This window comes from Fibrobacter sp. UWB7, from assembly GCF_900142945.1.
GTDB lineage: Bacteria > Fibrobacterota > Fibrobacteria > Fibrobacterales > Fibrobacteraceae > Fibrobacter.
This window is the reverse complement of sequence record NZ_FRCO01000003.1, coordinates 177381-191904: the sequence shown is the minus strand read 5'-3', so window position 1 is coordinate 191904 and position 14524 is coordinate 177381. Positions and strand designations below refer to the sequence as shown.

Annotated in this window: 13 protein-coding genes; 8 read left to right on the top strand and 5 right to left on the bottom strand. The window is 49.4% G+C overall.

All coding sequences use genetic code 11. From position 1 onward, the window contains the following. Positions 1 to 28: 28 nt before the first annotated feature. From BUC30_RS10660 to BUC30_RS10650, 3 genes are all read right to left on the bottom strand, one after another. On the bottom strand, positions 29 to 742 hold the full coding sequence (locus BUC30_RS10660) for a sigma-70 RNA polymerase sigma factor region 4 domain-containing protein (protein WP_139260829.1): 714 nt from the start codon (positions 740 to 742) through the stop codon (positions 29 to 31). Positions 743 to 992: 250 nt separating this feature from the next. After that, positions 993 to 1721, bottom strand: a complete 729-nt coding sequence (locus BUC30_RS10655) for a sigma factor (protein WP_083555759.1) — start codon at positions 1719 to 1721, stop codon at positions 993 to 995. A gap of 284 nt (positions 1722 to 2005) precedes the next feature. Next, entirely contained in the window at positions 2006 to 3268 is a 1263-nt protein-coding gene (locus tag BUC30_RS10650) for an FISUMP domain-containing protein (RefSeq protein ID WP_073424837.1), read from the bottom strand. Between the two features lie 193 nt (positions 3269 to 3461). On the opposite strand from BUC30_RS10650, the gene BUC30_RS10645 reads away from it, so the two are divergent. Further along, positions 3462 to 4910 carry an AlbA family DNA-binding domain-containing protein gene (locus BUC30_RS10645; protein ID WP_073424836.1) on the top strand — a complete coding sequence of 483 codons (1449 nt, stop codon included), beginning with the start codon at positions 3462 to 3464 and terminating at the stop codon, positions 4908 to 4910. Positions 4911 to 4936: 26 nt separating this feature from the next. Here BUC30_RS10645 and BUC30_RS10640 read toward each other — a convergent pair whose 3' ends face one another. Beyond that, positions 4937 to 6127, bottom strand: a complete 1191-nt coding sequence (locus tag BUC30_RS10640; protein ID WP_073424835.1) for an FKBP-type peptidyl-prolyl cis-trans isomerase — start codon at positions 6125 to 6127, stop codon at positions 4937 to 4939. A gap of 72 nt (positions 6128 to 6199) precedes the next feature. On the opposite strand from BUC30_RS10640, the gene BUC30_RS10635 reads away from it, so the two are divergent. From BUC30_RS10635 to BUC30_RS10625, 3 genes are all read left to right on the top strand, one after another. Next, complete coding sequence (locus BUC30_RS10635) at positions 6200 to 6763, top strand: hypothetical protein (protein ID WP_073424834.1); 564 nt, start codon at positions 6200 to 6202, stop codon at positions 6761 to 6763. Next, complete coding sequence (locus BUC30_RS10630) at positions 6756 to 8921, top strand: PorV/PorQ family protein (protein ID WP_073424833.1); 2166 nt, start codon at positions 6756 to 6758, stop codon at positions 8919 to 8921. The genes BUC30_RS10635 and BUC30_RS10630 overlap by 8 nt, the downstream gene beginning before the upstream one ends. Before the next feature lie 262 nt (positions 8922 to 9183). Then, entirely contained in the window at positions 9184 to 10002 is an 819-nt protein-coding gene (locus tag BUC30_RS10625; RefSeq protein ID WP_073424832.1) for a hypothetical protein, read from the top strand. Here the strand turns inward: BUC30_RS10625 and rsmG are convergent. Continuing rightward, on the bottom strand, positions 9980 to 10747 hold the full coding sequence (gene rsmG, locus BUC30_RS10620) for a 16S rRNA (guanine(527)-N(7))-methyltransferase RsmG (RefSeq protein WP_073424831.1): 768 nt from the start codon (positions 10745 to 10747) through the stop codon (positions 9980 to 9982). The genes BUC30_RS10625 and rsmG overlap by 23 nt on opposite strands. A gap of 81 nt (positions 10748 to 10828) precedes the next feature. Between rsmG and BUC30_RS10615 the strand changes: the two genes are divergently transcribed. The 4 genes from BUC30_RS10615 (at position 10829) to BUC30_RS10600 (ending at position 14511) form a co-directional block, all read left to right on the top strand. After that, positions 10829 to 12172, top strand: a complete 1344-nt coding sequence (locus BUC30_RS10615) for a hypothetical protein (RefSeq protein WP_073424830.1) — start codon at positions 10829 to 10831, stop codon at positions 12170 to 12172. A gap of 179 nt (positions 12173 to 12351) precedes the next feature. Next, positions 12352 to 12741 carry a hypothetical protein gene (locus BUC30_RS10610; RefSeq protein WP_073424829.1) on the top strand — a complete coding sequence of 130 codons (390 nt, stop codon included), beginning with the start codon at positions 12352 to 12354 and terminating at the stop codon, positions 12739 to 12741. A gap of 25 nt (positions 12742 to 12766) precedes the next feature. Further along, complete coding sequence (locus BUC30_RS10605) at positions 12767 to 13432, top strand: epoxyqueuosine reductase QueH (RefSeq protein WP_073424828.1); 666 nt, start codon at positions 12767 to 12769, stop codon at positions 13430 to 13432. A gap of 26 nt (positions 13433 to 13458) precedes the next feature. After that, the gene (locus BUC30_RS10600; RefSeq protein WP_073424827.1) at positions 13459 to 14511 is read left to right on the top strand and encodes a fibrobacter succinogenes major paralogous domain-containing protein; all 1053 of its coding nucleotides are present in this window, start codon (positions 13459 to 13461) and stop codon (positions 14509 to 14511) included. The last annotated feature ends 13 nt before the right edge of the window (positions 14512 to 14524 follow it).

The following is a 14524-nucleotide window of genomic DNA, read 5'->3' as shown; positions in this document are numbered from 1 at the left end:
CAACAAGACTCCTGCACCGCGATGTTCCTTACAGAATTTCCAACACCTCTTTGGCGAGATCTTCGGGTACAGAGTCCCGGATTTGCTTCAAGATGTTGTACACCTGCTGGCGAGAACATCCGAGCCTTGACGCAGCATACTGCACAGGCGATTCCTTACCCTTCGTGTAAGCCAACCTTAGGAAGCCCAAACAAGCACGGTGTTTTGGTTTTGTTACCAAAGAAGACACCAGCTCGAAGACTTCCGCCAACTCGGCCTCACGATTTTTGAGGTTCTGTCTTTCAGAGATAACCTGATACAATTCGTCGTGTCCAGTACCATAACGCGACGTACCGTCATCATCCTCTTCGTACTCTTCACCATAAGGCACATTACGTCCTGCATGAATTTTGCCCTGACGATCCAGTTCCAAGAAATGGTACTTTACCTTGTTCCCAAGAAACGTCTTGAGCGAGGCACCCTTGCTGGCGTTATAGAGAGGCAGAGCCTTCCAAGCCGCCACGTAGGCTTCGCTCAAAGCATCATCCATCGCAAGGTCTGTCTCCACCTTGCTACAGGCATACTTCGCCGCCTTGCTAATCGCATGGTTAGTGCGACACCAAAGTTCGTCTGCTAGACGGGAGTTCACGTTGTCAGCCGTAAGGCTGCGAGCGAGTTCCTCATCGGAGAGGGCGGCTACATTAACAGAGGAAGGGACGATGCTTTGATTTCTCATAACGACTCCTAGCGTCCTAAAAGGCACGGCACCACGCCGTACCAATCCCGGATAAATCCGGGCACGCTAACATTCTGCAGCCGAAGCTTCAACAGAACGCTCTGCATCGACGAGGCTCAGCAGAGAAGGAATCCCTTTCCAATGTCAATATCGGTAATATACTCTGCTATGTCAAAAATTTCTTGACATATTTACGTAAAACTAAATTTACAAAACATACTAGAAAAGCTTTATAAAAAATGGGGCGCAAGGTCAAAGACCTTACGCCACGCAACGTTTACAGGATGTTCTTCACCTCTGCAGCAAGGGAACCAGGCACTTGGCTCTTGACTTGCCTAAGAATGTTATACACCTGCTGACGAGAGCATCCGAGTCCGTCGGCCACGTACTGCACCGGTTTCCTCTCACCCAAGGAATACGCCTCCATGAGCAAGTCCAAGCACTCACGGTGTTTTGCAACCGTAACCAGCGACCGAACCTGCGAATAGGCATCAACCAATTCACGTTCACGGTACTTGTGGTCGTACTTCTTGGACACGACCTTGCAGACATCGCCGTAACTTGCACCATAGCACGGCCTGCCGTCATCATCCTCTTCGCACTCTTCGCCATAGGGCTTTGTGCGCACCTTTTGGATAGCACCCTTGCGCCCCATTTCCAAGAAGTGGTACCCAATCTTGGTCCTGAGATACGTCTTGAGCGAAGCGCCCTTGCTAGCGTCGTAGAGAGGAAGGGCCTTCCACGCCGCAACATAAGCTTCGCTAAGGGCATCATCCATCGCAAGGCCGAGCTCTTCCTTGCGAGAGGCCACCTTCGCCGCCTTTGCAATCGCAGTGTTAGTGCGATTCCAAAGCTCGTCTACCAAACGAGAGTCCTTGACATTTGTGACGATGCCGCGGACGAGTTCCTCGTCAGAGAGGGTGGTTACTTCAACACGGGAGAACATAGCAGCGTTATTCACCATAACGACTCCTATCGAATCGGCGGTATCCTGCAGTTCGTCCATCGAACCGTCTGTACCACCGCCCTCAGTAGCCTTGCGGGCCCTTCGGTAACGTCTCGCTCCACCGGGTTTCGCGAAACGCCCTCCCTCCTCTATGTTGTTATCGACAAAAATAACCTCTTTTGTAAATAGAAATATTTAATCTTTTAATTTTTTTCTTGATAGAAGTGACATTTCGTGATTTTTATCACAAAGCTGTTTGTTATTCCACACGCATTAGCCTAAGCAGTCCCTAAAAGGCTCCAAAAAAGGGACAACAATGAGCGAAAATGATACTTTAAAAAATTTTATTCCTTGATCAACCTTACAGAGAATAAATCGGTCTTGATTCGTGGAAGCATTTTAAAGTCATCGTGATAATGATCAAGTGTCCAATAGCAGCCTTGGGAATCTTGCTGGTCGGTTGTCCAGAATTGAGCACATACATCCAACAAGATAAAACTGTAACGTTTAAGAACATCCATATCAGAACATATCTGGCTTTCAGATTTTCGAGACCGTCTAAGAAAGCGGGTTTCTCCCGTTCCTGTCGGCACTGCATAAAAACCAAATTCATCTGTACCTGCTCCAGAATACCATAGATTCTTTGATTTCAACGCTTTACCCACAGCCGTCTGCGTATGCGATTGGACATAATCGTAGAGTTTTTGAAAGTCTTCGTTGTTCGGCAATCTCCAACCCGGCGGAGCCACCCTGTTTGCGGCATCCCATGTATATAAAAGGCCTCTTTCTTTAACGAGAGTCGCCTCGTTAACGCCATACTCCTGATAAGCATAGGCGCCATCAGTCCTGTACCTGAGATTTTCTCTCATCCAAATTTGGTCGCCAATTTGAACAGATCTATAAACTTGACCATCTCTACGATCTCGATAGATGTTTTTGGGCAAATGCATAGCGTACTTACTATGACCACGCCAGCACACCAATTTAAATTCATATGGAGCGCCATCTTTTAAAGCATGCAGATACTCTTGCGTGCGGGAATGGATTTTTACGCAAATTTCGTCTATGCGGTCTTTAACGTTCTCACACAAGCGCAAATAGCTTTCCCTATTAAGAGAGTCTTCACCCCCAGCAAGGAAACTGCGAATATCATTGGTAAAATAAATTTCTGCCGCCTCGAGAATACGGCCATACCCCTCCAATTCGTCGTAATTAGGGAGCAAGTCAGCCTCAAAAACAACCTGCACTGCAGAAAGCAATCCGCCATTTCCACAATTTACAATAGGCCAACCACTTGCAAGGGCATAGTCGTAAAAAAGTTCTTCTTCATCCTCTTTTTCTGCAATGATCTGCGGAATAAGCGAAGTGAAAAAGCACGCCACAGAAAAACAGTGCTCATGGAAAACGGAGTCACTATACTTTGCCGGCCTTTGGGGAGTGACTGTATCCTGTGCATGCAAAACAAAATTGACTGGTTTACCGGCAAAACCACGCCCGACCTTAAACCAACGCCTAAAATCCCTCGAGAACCGCTCGTTATGGTACTGTATAAAACCCATTTTTACTTGATCTACCGTCTTAGACGATAATAAAATTTTTTCTAGCATTTTCGTCTCCCTTCTGCTCTAAATATAATCACAATCAAGCCACTGTAAAAGTTCCTGAAAAAAAACAACCACGTCCCTATAAACTAATTATCAAGCAAGGTGTTCCTTCATTTTTCGAGAAAGTCTAAGATATTGACGCGTTCCCTTCAATGGTTTATATTATGGCAAGCAAAATACGAGGAGCATACGATCAATGACGGCTGACGAAATCAAGAGGGGCGAATCCGAAGTTCTAGAATTCAAAGGGAACGAGCTGTCGGAAGACCCAAAGAAATGGCTAAAGACCGCCATCGCCTTTGCTAACGGCAAGGGAGGTTCTATTGTTTTCGGTGTCGAAGACGTTACGCTCAAAATTACAGGCGTTCCATCGGTGAATGTATTCAAGTTCATGGACTCAATTACAAACGAAATCAGCGACAGTTGCTCTCCGCAAATTTTTCCTCACTTGCATCTTGAAACCATAGAAGACAAGACTATTGTCGTGATGGAAATTTTCAAAGGCGATCGCCCACCCTACTTTTTCAAGCCCGAAGGCGAACGTCATGGAGTATACATCCGCGTCGGAGCAACAACACGCAAGGCAGAACCTGAAAAGATTCGCGAGATGATGCTTTACAGCGCCCATAAATCCTACGACGAAATTGTAGAAAGGGGCGTCAAGCCCGCGACCAAGAAGCAGATTAATGAATTGAGACGCGTCATCGCAGAACGCTCTACAAGCCACAAGAAAGTTTCTGTTGAAAACCTTGTCAGCTGGGGTTTGCTCAAGGAACAAGACGGCAGTCTGCTCCCAAGTATTGCATTTAGGCTTCTTGCCGCCAACGACCTATATTTCGCCAAAATCCAATGTGCTAGGTTCAAAGGTTTAACACGTTCCGTATTCCTCGACCGCAAAGAATTTGACGGACCAATTTACCAACAAATTGAAGATGCGTTCGAATTTATCTACAGGCACACCAACGTTGGAGCCCAAATCAAGGGGCTCTACCGCAAAGATGTGTATGACTACCCACCTGAAGCAGTCCGCGAACTTTTGGCAAACGCCGTTATGCACCGCAACTACATGGACAGTTCTTGTATTCAAATTTCGGTATTTGATGACCGCATTGAATTTCAGAATCCAGGAGGAATTTTCGGAGATTTGTCACTCGAAAAAGTCCTTGCAGGCTATTCAAGCGTCCGTAACACGCAAATTGCAGATATTTTCCAAAAGATGAACATCGTCGAAAAATGGGGAACAGGTCTTTTAAGGATTGCCGACATCTGCAAAGAAGCTGGTTCAAGTCCTGTGCAATACCAAGCAGGTTCCGGCTACTTTATGGCAACACTGTTACGAAAAGGGAATGCAACGAGCAGAAATGATACTATAAATTTTTCAAATGATACCATAAACACAGAAAATGATACCATAAATGATACCATAAATGAAGAAAATGATACCATAAACGAATTATCCGACAAAGAACGACAAATTTTTGATTCCATAAAACAAGAAAACAGTATTACAGCTCAAAAAATCGCCACACAGCTCAATATATCCATCATAACAGTCAAACGTGCAATAAACACGCTCAAAACAAAAGGTCTCATCGTCCGCGTCGGCAGCAACAAAACCGGTTTCTGGAGCGTTAAAGAAAAATAGTCCGCACGGAGGCGGACTTTTCAAACTTATTCTTCCCCGAGGTATTCCACAGCGAAGATGAGCGTTGCACCACCCGGAATCGGGCCTGCGCCGCGGCTACCATAGCCAAGGCCTGGCGGCACCACGAGGATTCTCTTTTCGCCCGGGAGCATGCCCTGCACGCCGAGTTCCCAGCCGCGGATCACGTTACCCGCACCGAGTTCAAATGCAAACGGCTGTCCACGATCGCGGGAGCTGTCGAACTTGTAGCCGTTCACCATCCAGCCCGTGTAATGCACAATCGCGCGGTGCCCAGAACGAGCCGGTTCACCCTCGCCCTGCTTCACAATAGCATAGCGGAGTCCTTCCGGACCGTTTTCATACTTGAGGAGCGTCGTATCCGGGAAGAAGTCCATATGCTTTGCCAGTTCCGGATCCACATCGCTAGAGACCATCTCGACACGGAACAAAAGCGTGGAGTTCGGCGGGATCATCGAGAATGCCGTAGCGCCATAGCCCATTGCCGGCGACACGCGCAACCAGCGGACGCCACCTTCGCGCATACCTTCAAGACCTGTTTCCCAGCCCTTGATCATCTTGCCGGCGCCCATCACAGCTTCGAGCGGCTTGCCCAAATCCTTGGAGCTACCGAACTTGCGGCCAGAGAGGAGCCAGCCCGTGTAATGAACCTTAATTACGTTACCTGCAGCGTTCAGCTTGCCGCTGCCCGCCTTTTCGTCATAGACCTTGAGGCCGCGGCCCATATCACGCCATTTTAATTTATCTACATCAGCAGGGAATTTATCTGCTTCGAGTGGCTTTTCGGCATGGACAAGTTCAACAACGAACATCAAGTCGCTATTAGGCGGAATGCCTTCGAGAGAGTTGTCGCCATAAGCCATTACCGCAGGAACCGAGAGCTTGCGGACTTCTCCAATCTTCATGCCGACAAGGCCCTTGTCCCAGCCTTCAATCACCTGACCCACGCCAACCGTGAATTCCAGGGGCTGTTCGCTATAGTAGGAATTTGCAAAATAAGGAGCTTCGACCGTGGAATCCGTCGCCGCCTTGTTCACTGTAGCGCTATCGACAGCCAAGTAACCTTTATAATGAACCTTAATCAACTGACCTGCTCGAATAGTCTCTCCTGCGCCCTCCTTGAGCGTTTCAACCTTAAACGGGACGGCCCAAGCAGCACTACAAGCAAGCAACACAAGAAAAAACTTTAATTTTGACATAATATCTCCTGCCTTATAAAATAGAAAATGCTAGTTTTTCAGAGTAAGGATTTATCGTAAACGGATTTAAATATGCTATCAATCATCATCGTCATTGCGATTGTGCTATTGTCCATCGTCCTCGCCGGGATTGGAATTTATGTGGGCATGCACAATTCCGACGAAAAAGAAACGACAAAACCCATTATCGATGTATCGGGGCAATATGCCGCCATCGGCCGCCCTGCCCGCGAGACGCTCACCGCCGTGAAACCGTCCGAAGCATCTATCAGGGCTTGGCTTGAAACCCAGAATTTAACTCCAGAACAAAGGTTAGCCTACATCGAACAGTGGAACCGCACTCTGGAAGAAACAATTAAGACCATTGACGAAGGGGATAAGCAAGGAGTCGCAACTTACAGAATTGTGATTGGTCCCAAAGGCAAGAATTATTGTAAATTCGTCAGTGAGGAAAATTTCATCACCCGCGAACAGATTCGCAATCACGCGGAAATTTTACCACCCTACGTATTGGGCTGCGACTGTAAGCTTTTACCGAAGCAACCCTGGGAAAACCCGAGCAAATCCGGATGGAAGGCTGTGATCCCGACACACGGAAACACTTACAACGTCCCGGATTGGAGGCAACTTGCGTAAGTCATTATTATCTGCTATTCTCTTGGCTCCAGCCATGGCACTAGCCACAGGCTCAGCCATCATCACCCTCCAGATGCCTGTTGGCGCACGCCAGCTAGGTATGGGCGAAGTCGGAGCTGCACTTGCCGATGACGCAACCGCCATGTACTACAACCCGGCAGGTCTCGCTTTCGGACCGCTCGCCGACGAATGGCGCAGCTCCTACAGTGCAGACGCCAAAAAGACACCGTTCTTCACGCACATGGCATCCCGCTCCAAGAACGGGTTCTTCGACAAGAGCGAACTCTGGGCAGGCACCACGCAGGGCATCCTCAAGTTCGACGGCGAACAGTGGGTCAACTACTATTCCGTCACCTTGCAAGGCACCGCCAAGATTAAGGACGCCGTCCGCACTTACGTGGGCTCCGAACGTGGACTCGATGAATACACCCGAGTCGTGAAAGCATTCAATGACGTCAAGAACGCCGACGACGAATCGCACGTGGTCGAAGTCAAGATGCCCTGGGACCTCGTCGTCAAGGACACAATCACGGCCATTCTCTACGAAAGCCTCACCGAAAAGCTCTGGGTCGGTACACCCAAGGGCCTTTACCGCTTTGACGGCAAAAGCTGGAAGTCCTTCGAAACGGAACTCGGCGAACGCCGCGTGACCGCACTCGCCAAGCAAGGCGCCTCCCTCTGGATTGGTACGGACAACGGGCTCTTCGTCTACCGCAACGGCGCCTTCGAACAGAAGGGCAAGGTTCTCCCGAGCCAAAAGATTAACGCACTCGTCTGGGCAGAAAACCGCAAGGAACTTTACGTGGCAGTCGACGGTGCTGGTGTTGCACGCCTCACCCCGAAAAAGAGCGCGAACGACAAGGACCGCTGGAGCCTGTTCAACCAGGAAGACGGCATCATGGACTTGAACCCGACCGCACTTGCCGTCGATAGTTCGGGTCACGTTTGGGCTACCCACAAGGGCGGTCTCTCGCACTTCACGCTCCGCAAGTGGGAACAGGTACAGTTCGCGAACAACACTGTAAATGACGTTTCCGTGGACCGCAAGGGCGCTATCTGGATTGCAACCGACCTCGGCGTCTGGCGCCACATGCCGGATTACGCTACCGCTAGCGGACGTAAGGCAGAACTCGAACGCGGCTCCAAGGAAGACCCGACCGTGACCAAGCGCGACGACGAATGGACGCACTACCACCAGGGCAACGGACTTTCAACCAACAAGGTTTGGGCTGTTCTCCCCGAAGGTAACGACGTTTGGTTCAGCACCGCAAACGGCATGGAACAGTACAAGGACGCCGACTACCAGCTTACCGCCTTCTACGAAAAACTTTTGCCGGTCCTCAACATTCCGGATCTTTACCACCTCTACGGCGGCATGACCATTCCGCTGAACGACTGGGGAACGCTCGGAGTTTCCGTGAACTTCGTCTCGTTCGGTTCTACAGTTGTTTCTGGCGACCTCGACGCCGATGACCTCGTGGCATACAACAGCTCCGAAATCGTCGGTGGCATCAGCTACGGCACACGCTTCCCGAACGACTGGGGCCTCGGTCTCTCCATCAAGTTCTTCTACTCTGACTTGAGCTCCGGCGCAGCCGCAGGCGAAGAAGAAGCCACCACGTTCGGTTACGCATTCGACATCGGCGTTTTGAAAAAGAACTTCATCGTCCCGAAACTCAACATCGCACTCGTGCTTGCCAACATCGGTCCGAGCGTGTACTATGTGGACAAAACCATCGAAGACCCGATTCCGTTGACCTGGCGCCTCGGACTTTCTTACGAAATTCTTAGCATGGCAGATTACAAGTGGACCGTCGCATTCGACTACAACCGCGAAGTCGTGAAGGATGACGACAAGGGCGATCCGGAACCGTTCTACATCGCTTGCTGGAAGTCCATCGTTGACCCTGATGGCGACACGAACTCCTTCCTTCAGGGCGTATTCAACTTCGGTACAGAATTCATTTATTCTAATACGATTGCACTCCGCCTCGGTTACTTGTACGACCGCGTGGGCAAGCGTAACGAAGTTGACTTCGGTGTTGGCGTGATGCTCTCCGACGTGCTGCAGTTCGACTGGGCAACCATCAAGAACGTGGGCCGAGCAGACGGCGTACGCGATGGCCAGATGCGCTTCGGCATGCTGTTCAAGTTCTAAGTTGCTAGTTATCAGTTATTAGTCACTGGTCATTAGTTAAAACTTGGCGGCTTCGCCGCATTACAACGAACGAAAAAAGTCAGGTGATGAGCCTGGCTTTTTTATTGCATAAAAATTTGCCTTTTCCGGTTTACATCTGTAATTCTCAAGTCGATACATTCAGAGCTAGGGTCGAGAGCTTTCGCAATGAGGCTCCCGAAGCCCGAAGTATGCACTAGCTCTGCCGTTGTAAGGTCGGGCATTTTAGGGGATAGAATTCAGTATGGAAAACCAAACACAAGCCACCCAGAACACCACCCACTTCGTCACGTACGCCTACTCCAAGGATTTCCACGGCAAGAAGCCTGACTACGCCGTCGATCACGGCGAAGGCATCGGCTACGACCTCCAGCTAGAATGCATGTTTTACACCACGAGCTTGGAAGAGGCCGAGCACGACATTCTCGAATACGCCAAGAATTACCCCAACAAGGAAAAACCGCTCTTTGGTTTCCACGTATTCGAACGCCCTGGCAACGCCTACATTATCACGACTCAGGAAGGTGCAATCGAACGGACGTCTGAACGTTGGTATGGTCCTGACGGCACGCTTGTAGCAAAGAGCGACACATCTACCGTGGCAAGCGATCCCGAAGAAAAACGAATGTTCAAAGGCTGGGAAAGTACTAATTTTAAAAAAGGCGATATCGTCGAATTCTACACGCCAAAGCGCCATTACGTTGCTCTAGGAATCGTGATTAGCGATGTTTGTCCGCCAGATGTAGCAGAGATGCTACACGACAGACACGGCAACAGATGCGGATATGACGCAGACAAAGTCCTTATCGTCACGCCGAATTACAACGAGCAAGGCACATTCGGCATTGGCACGTCTCTCAAGTATTCAAGAATCAGCGTCCACACCGTCAACGTGTTTAAGCCGAGCTTGCCCTTCGCTAAGACGGACGAAATCATGCTGCGATTCGTCGAAGAAACCGAACGCAGGAGAGTCGAAGCGCTAGAACAAGTCAGTCAAGAATTATTGAAAGAAAAGCAACAGAAAGAAGCGGAAGAAAAAACTACTCCACGCGTTCAAGAATAATCAGCGCGCGGTCCTGAGTGCTGTTCGGGATAGTGTAGAAATGCTTTCCGATAAACTTGTAGCCGAAATCTTCAGGGTAGAACGTCTTGAGTTCATCGGCTACTGCAGGGCCTTTCATGAAGAACACGCGGCCGCCGACCTTGAGTGAATTTGCGATACGCGGGAGCGTCTTTTCCATGAGTTCAAATGCACGGCTAATCACGCCATCGACCGGGATGGTCATGCTGCGACTCGTGACTTTATGACCGAACACGTCAATTCCCTTGAGACCCATCTTTTCGATGACCATGTTGAGGAAGTTGATACGGTTCGGACGCGGTTCGCACAACGTAAGGCGAATCGACGGATTCACAATCTTAAGCGGGATACCCGGGAAACCGGCACCGCTACCGACGTCAATCATACGGGCAGGCCACTTTGGCACGTAAGCATTGATAAGCGTGCAGTCGGCATAATGGCGTTCCACCATCGTCTCAAATGCATTGAGGCGAGTCAAATCCTGGTCATCGTTGTTCGCACGGAGCAGCTGATGGAATTCCCAAATCTGCTTGAGCGTTGGCTCCTGGAGTTCCACACCGTAGTAATGCAATAGCTTGTCGAGCCCGGCAAGCGAAGGCGTCACACGCTTTCCGTTGAAAAGCGGAAACTCCGTACGCGGAGCTTTCATGTGCGGGATAAAATCCTTGCCAAGCGCACTAGCGCCACTGCGAGGTTTGGAATTTTTGGACCAAGATGAATTTGCCATATTCCAAATTTAAAAAAGTTTTTTCAATAAAAACTGAAACAAAAATGCCTCTCATGCGTGTATATATAGCGGAGGTTCCTTTTGTTCAGAATACTTTTAGCTTTCGCGCTCACATTTTTTACGGTCATTCATGCACAGGCGCCATTTGACGCTGCCCAGGTTTTCGAATGGTGGGACGATGGCATCATCACGCCCGAAGAAGCCGAAGAAATTTTTTCGAGACTCGAAGAAGAAAACTACGACGAAGCGTGCCTGCTCGCTGAAGTATACGCGCAAGAGCCATGCCCAAAGCCCGCGCAGCCCAAAGCAAAACCTTCGCAAAATGCGCAGAAAACGCCAACTATAGTTCCGCACGGCTACGTTTCGTGGAAAGGCAGGTACAATTCCGACGGGCACTTGAAAAAACACCGCGAAGAATTGCAGCTTCAATTCTACTATTTCAAATTGAGGCTTGGTTCGCAAGAACTTTTGTCTTACCACCGAGACAATTTCGAAGCGCATTTCGGACAAGTTTCCACAACGGAACTTCACAGTCACATTCCGCTAGACACGTTATGGGGTGCCGCACTCCTCTACCCCATTGGCAAATTCCGGTTCGGAGCATTCATTGACTCCAGCAAGACGTTCAACGCCAGCGTCACCTTCAAGCCCAACCGCGAGAACGAACTTGACGCCACATTCTGGAAATTTCCAAACGCCACCGCGCTTGCGCTACAGGCCCGCACGACCCTCGGGCAAATCTCTGCATGGTACCAGTTCGGGCAAGACCGCCCACTCGTCAAAGTCCAACTGCAAAGCAGCAAGAACTGGATTTCATGGAAGACCACCGCATACCTCCACGGCGACAGTATTCCGCAAGGACTCAACTTGAGCAAAGGCATCGCCGAAAACTGGCTTTGGGCATCACAAACCGTTTCCGCAAAATGGCCCGAAGCATTGAACACAGCGTTTTCCATCAAGGCACGCATCTTAAGTCCCATTGCATCAGACTCCATAAAAAAAGACTCCGTGAGCGCCCGTTTTAAAGCAACATTTACCTCCGGTCCTAAACGATTCCGACCAAGCTTAAGCGCGACTTGCCTCGAAGCAAGCGACAACTGCCGAACAACCGAATGGAAAGGCTCAATCGAATCTGCATGGGAGCAGTTTGCATTCAAAGCAGGTGCAAATTTGCGCTACAACCGCACCAACAGCACCAAACTCCCCAAAATCGAGCTCGGCGCCACCTACCACGCCAATTCCGCCACCGCCAAATTGACCGTTGCATTCCCCGAATCCACCCCTGTAAACGGCATTTCCGTCCAAAACGAGGTCAAATTCAACGCCGAACCACTCGGCTGCGACTTCGTGTTTGCATTCAAAAAGACCAAAACCAAGCCGTTCAAGCCAAATTTCGCCCACATCCAGGCCATCCTCAAATTTTGAGACATTTTACCCCAAAACACCCCTTGTATACAAGCGTGGACACAATTGTAACCACAAATTTTTGGAATATTCTAATCTATTTCCAATAAGAAATCTATTATTAATAATACCCAAACACTCTCAGACTCCTTTAGGTTACCTCCTTTGCCTGAAGGAGTCCTTTTTTTTATCTTAGGGATATGTTTTACATCGCTGCAATTATCGGATCTATTGTCTTTTTGCCCTCCATCGCACTGAATATCGCCCTTGCGCTCGGGGCGCCGCTTGGCATGTACGCCATGAACGGCCGCCACAAGGTCGTGCCGCAGGAGGTCCGCAAGGCATTCATATTGCCGATTATCATGCAATTTGTGGCGCTTTTCACGATTCTCAGTGCCGGGCACGTGCTTCCGGAGACTATTCCGTTCGGGATTGTGCGCATCCTCGCCTTTTTCTACGCTGTTTACTTGACGTTTTACACCGCAACGGTATTCTTTAGCCTGAGTGCTCAGGAACGCCACATCATGGGACCGCTCGCCATCGCCTCGACCATCTGCTTCTGGATTGTCGCAGTAGGAACGATTCAGTAGGAAGTAGACGAGAGACTAGAGAAAAATGGATAGCGAAAAACAACAGCCAAAGCACAATTATCAGGTCGACCTGGACCGAATCATCCGCAGATTAGAGCACACAGGCGAAGTACCGACGCTCTTGTTGCATGCGTGCTGTGCGCCGTGCAGTAGCTACACAATTGAATACCTTTCACAGTATTTCAAGATTACGCTTTTCTATTACAACCCGAACATCGCGCCCGCCGAAGAATACCAGCATCGCGTGAACGAAATCAAACGCTTTGTCGCCGAATTTAAGACAAAGTATCCTGTTACGCTTGTCGAAGGCGAATACGACCCGAAAAAATTTTACGATGTCGCCCGCGGTCTCGAAAAAGAACCCGAAGGGGGCAAGCGCTGCCGCAAATGCTTTGAGCTCCGGCTAGCCGAATCGGCGAAACTCGCCAAAGAACTGAACTGCGACTACTTCACCACGACGCTCACCATCAGTCCGATGAAGGACGCCCAGGTGCTCAACGATGTCGTGCAGGAACAATGCGACATCTACGGCATCAAGCGACTCCCGAGCGACTTCAAGAAAAAGGGCGGTTACAAGCGTTCCATCCAGCTCTCGCACGAATACAACCTTTACCGCCAAAATTTCTGCGGGTGTGTCTACTCCATGCGCGAAGCGGAGGAACGCGAAGCGAAAAAAGAGCGTGACATTTAGAGCGTTATTATTTATACTTTTATAGAATGCACAGAATATGGATATACGCAATAGTCGTCTTAGGGGCTATCGTCGCTAGCGCATGCAGTGACGATGTTACCGAAGCACACGACGAAATCGCTGATACCCATGACGACCCGCCTTCTGACGCCATCGAAATTATTGAAGTTAACGACAGCACGTCTAACAAAAGTTCTTCCAGCATTTACCGCACCACAAAAGCGAACCTTTATTTTTCAAATAAAGTCGAAATAAAAAGTTCATCAAGCGAACCATCGTCATCGAGCGAGGAAGCCGAATCTTCGAGTAGCTCCAAGCCCGCGCCAAAGTCATCCAGTTCGCAACCAAAGTCCTCAAGCTCGGAGCCGCCCGCCAGTTCGGGCAGTGAAGAAAGTTCTAGTTCCGAGACGCCCAAGTCCAGCGCAGCGCTCCGCTTTTACGATTGCGACCAATACGACTGCGTCACCATGGAATACCTGAATCCAGATATTTCTTACGGCGAAATGCTAGACAAGCGCGACAACCAGGTTTACCGCACCCTCGTCATCAGTAACCATGTGTGGACCGCGCAAAACATGAACTATGAAATCGAGAGCGAAGAGAACGAAGATGTAACCAGCTGGTGTTACGACAACGAACCTGAAAACTGCAAAAAATTTGGTAGGCTCTACACATGGGAAGCCGCTAAAAAAGCTTGTCCTGAAGGTTGGCATTTACCCACCGAAGATGAATGGCAGGAGCTCATTGCAGAGCACTCCTGCGATATTGTGATAAAAGACGGAAATCCACCCGTATATCGTTGCGCAGGGACAACACTGAAAGCAATTGACAGCTGGGGAGACGGCCTCGAAAACACCAACGAATACGGATTTTCCATCGTTGCCGCAGGGATCGTAAACTCAGGGGCCTTCATAAACAAGGGTATAACGGGCTACCTGTGGGCCTCAACAACACAATATGAATCTGAATCACTCGCAACCCTAGTCATATTTGAATATAACGAAGATTACACAAGATTCGTATTGACAAAACCAAACTCCGGGCTATCCGTCCGTTGCGTCAAAGGGGCCGCCGAGTAAGACGAAAATAAAT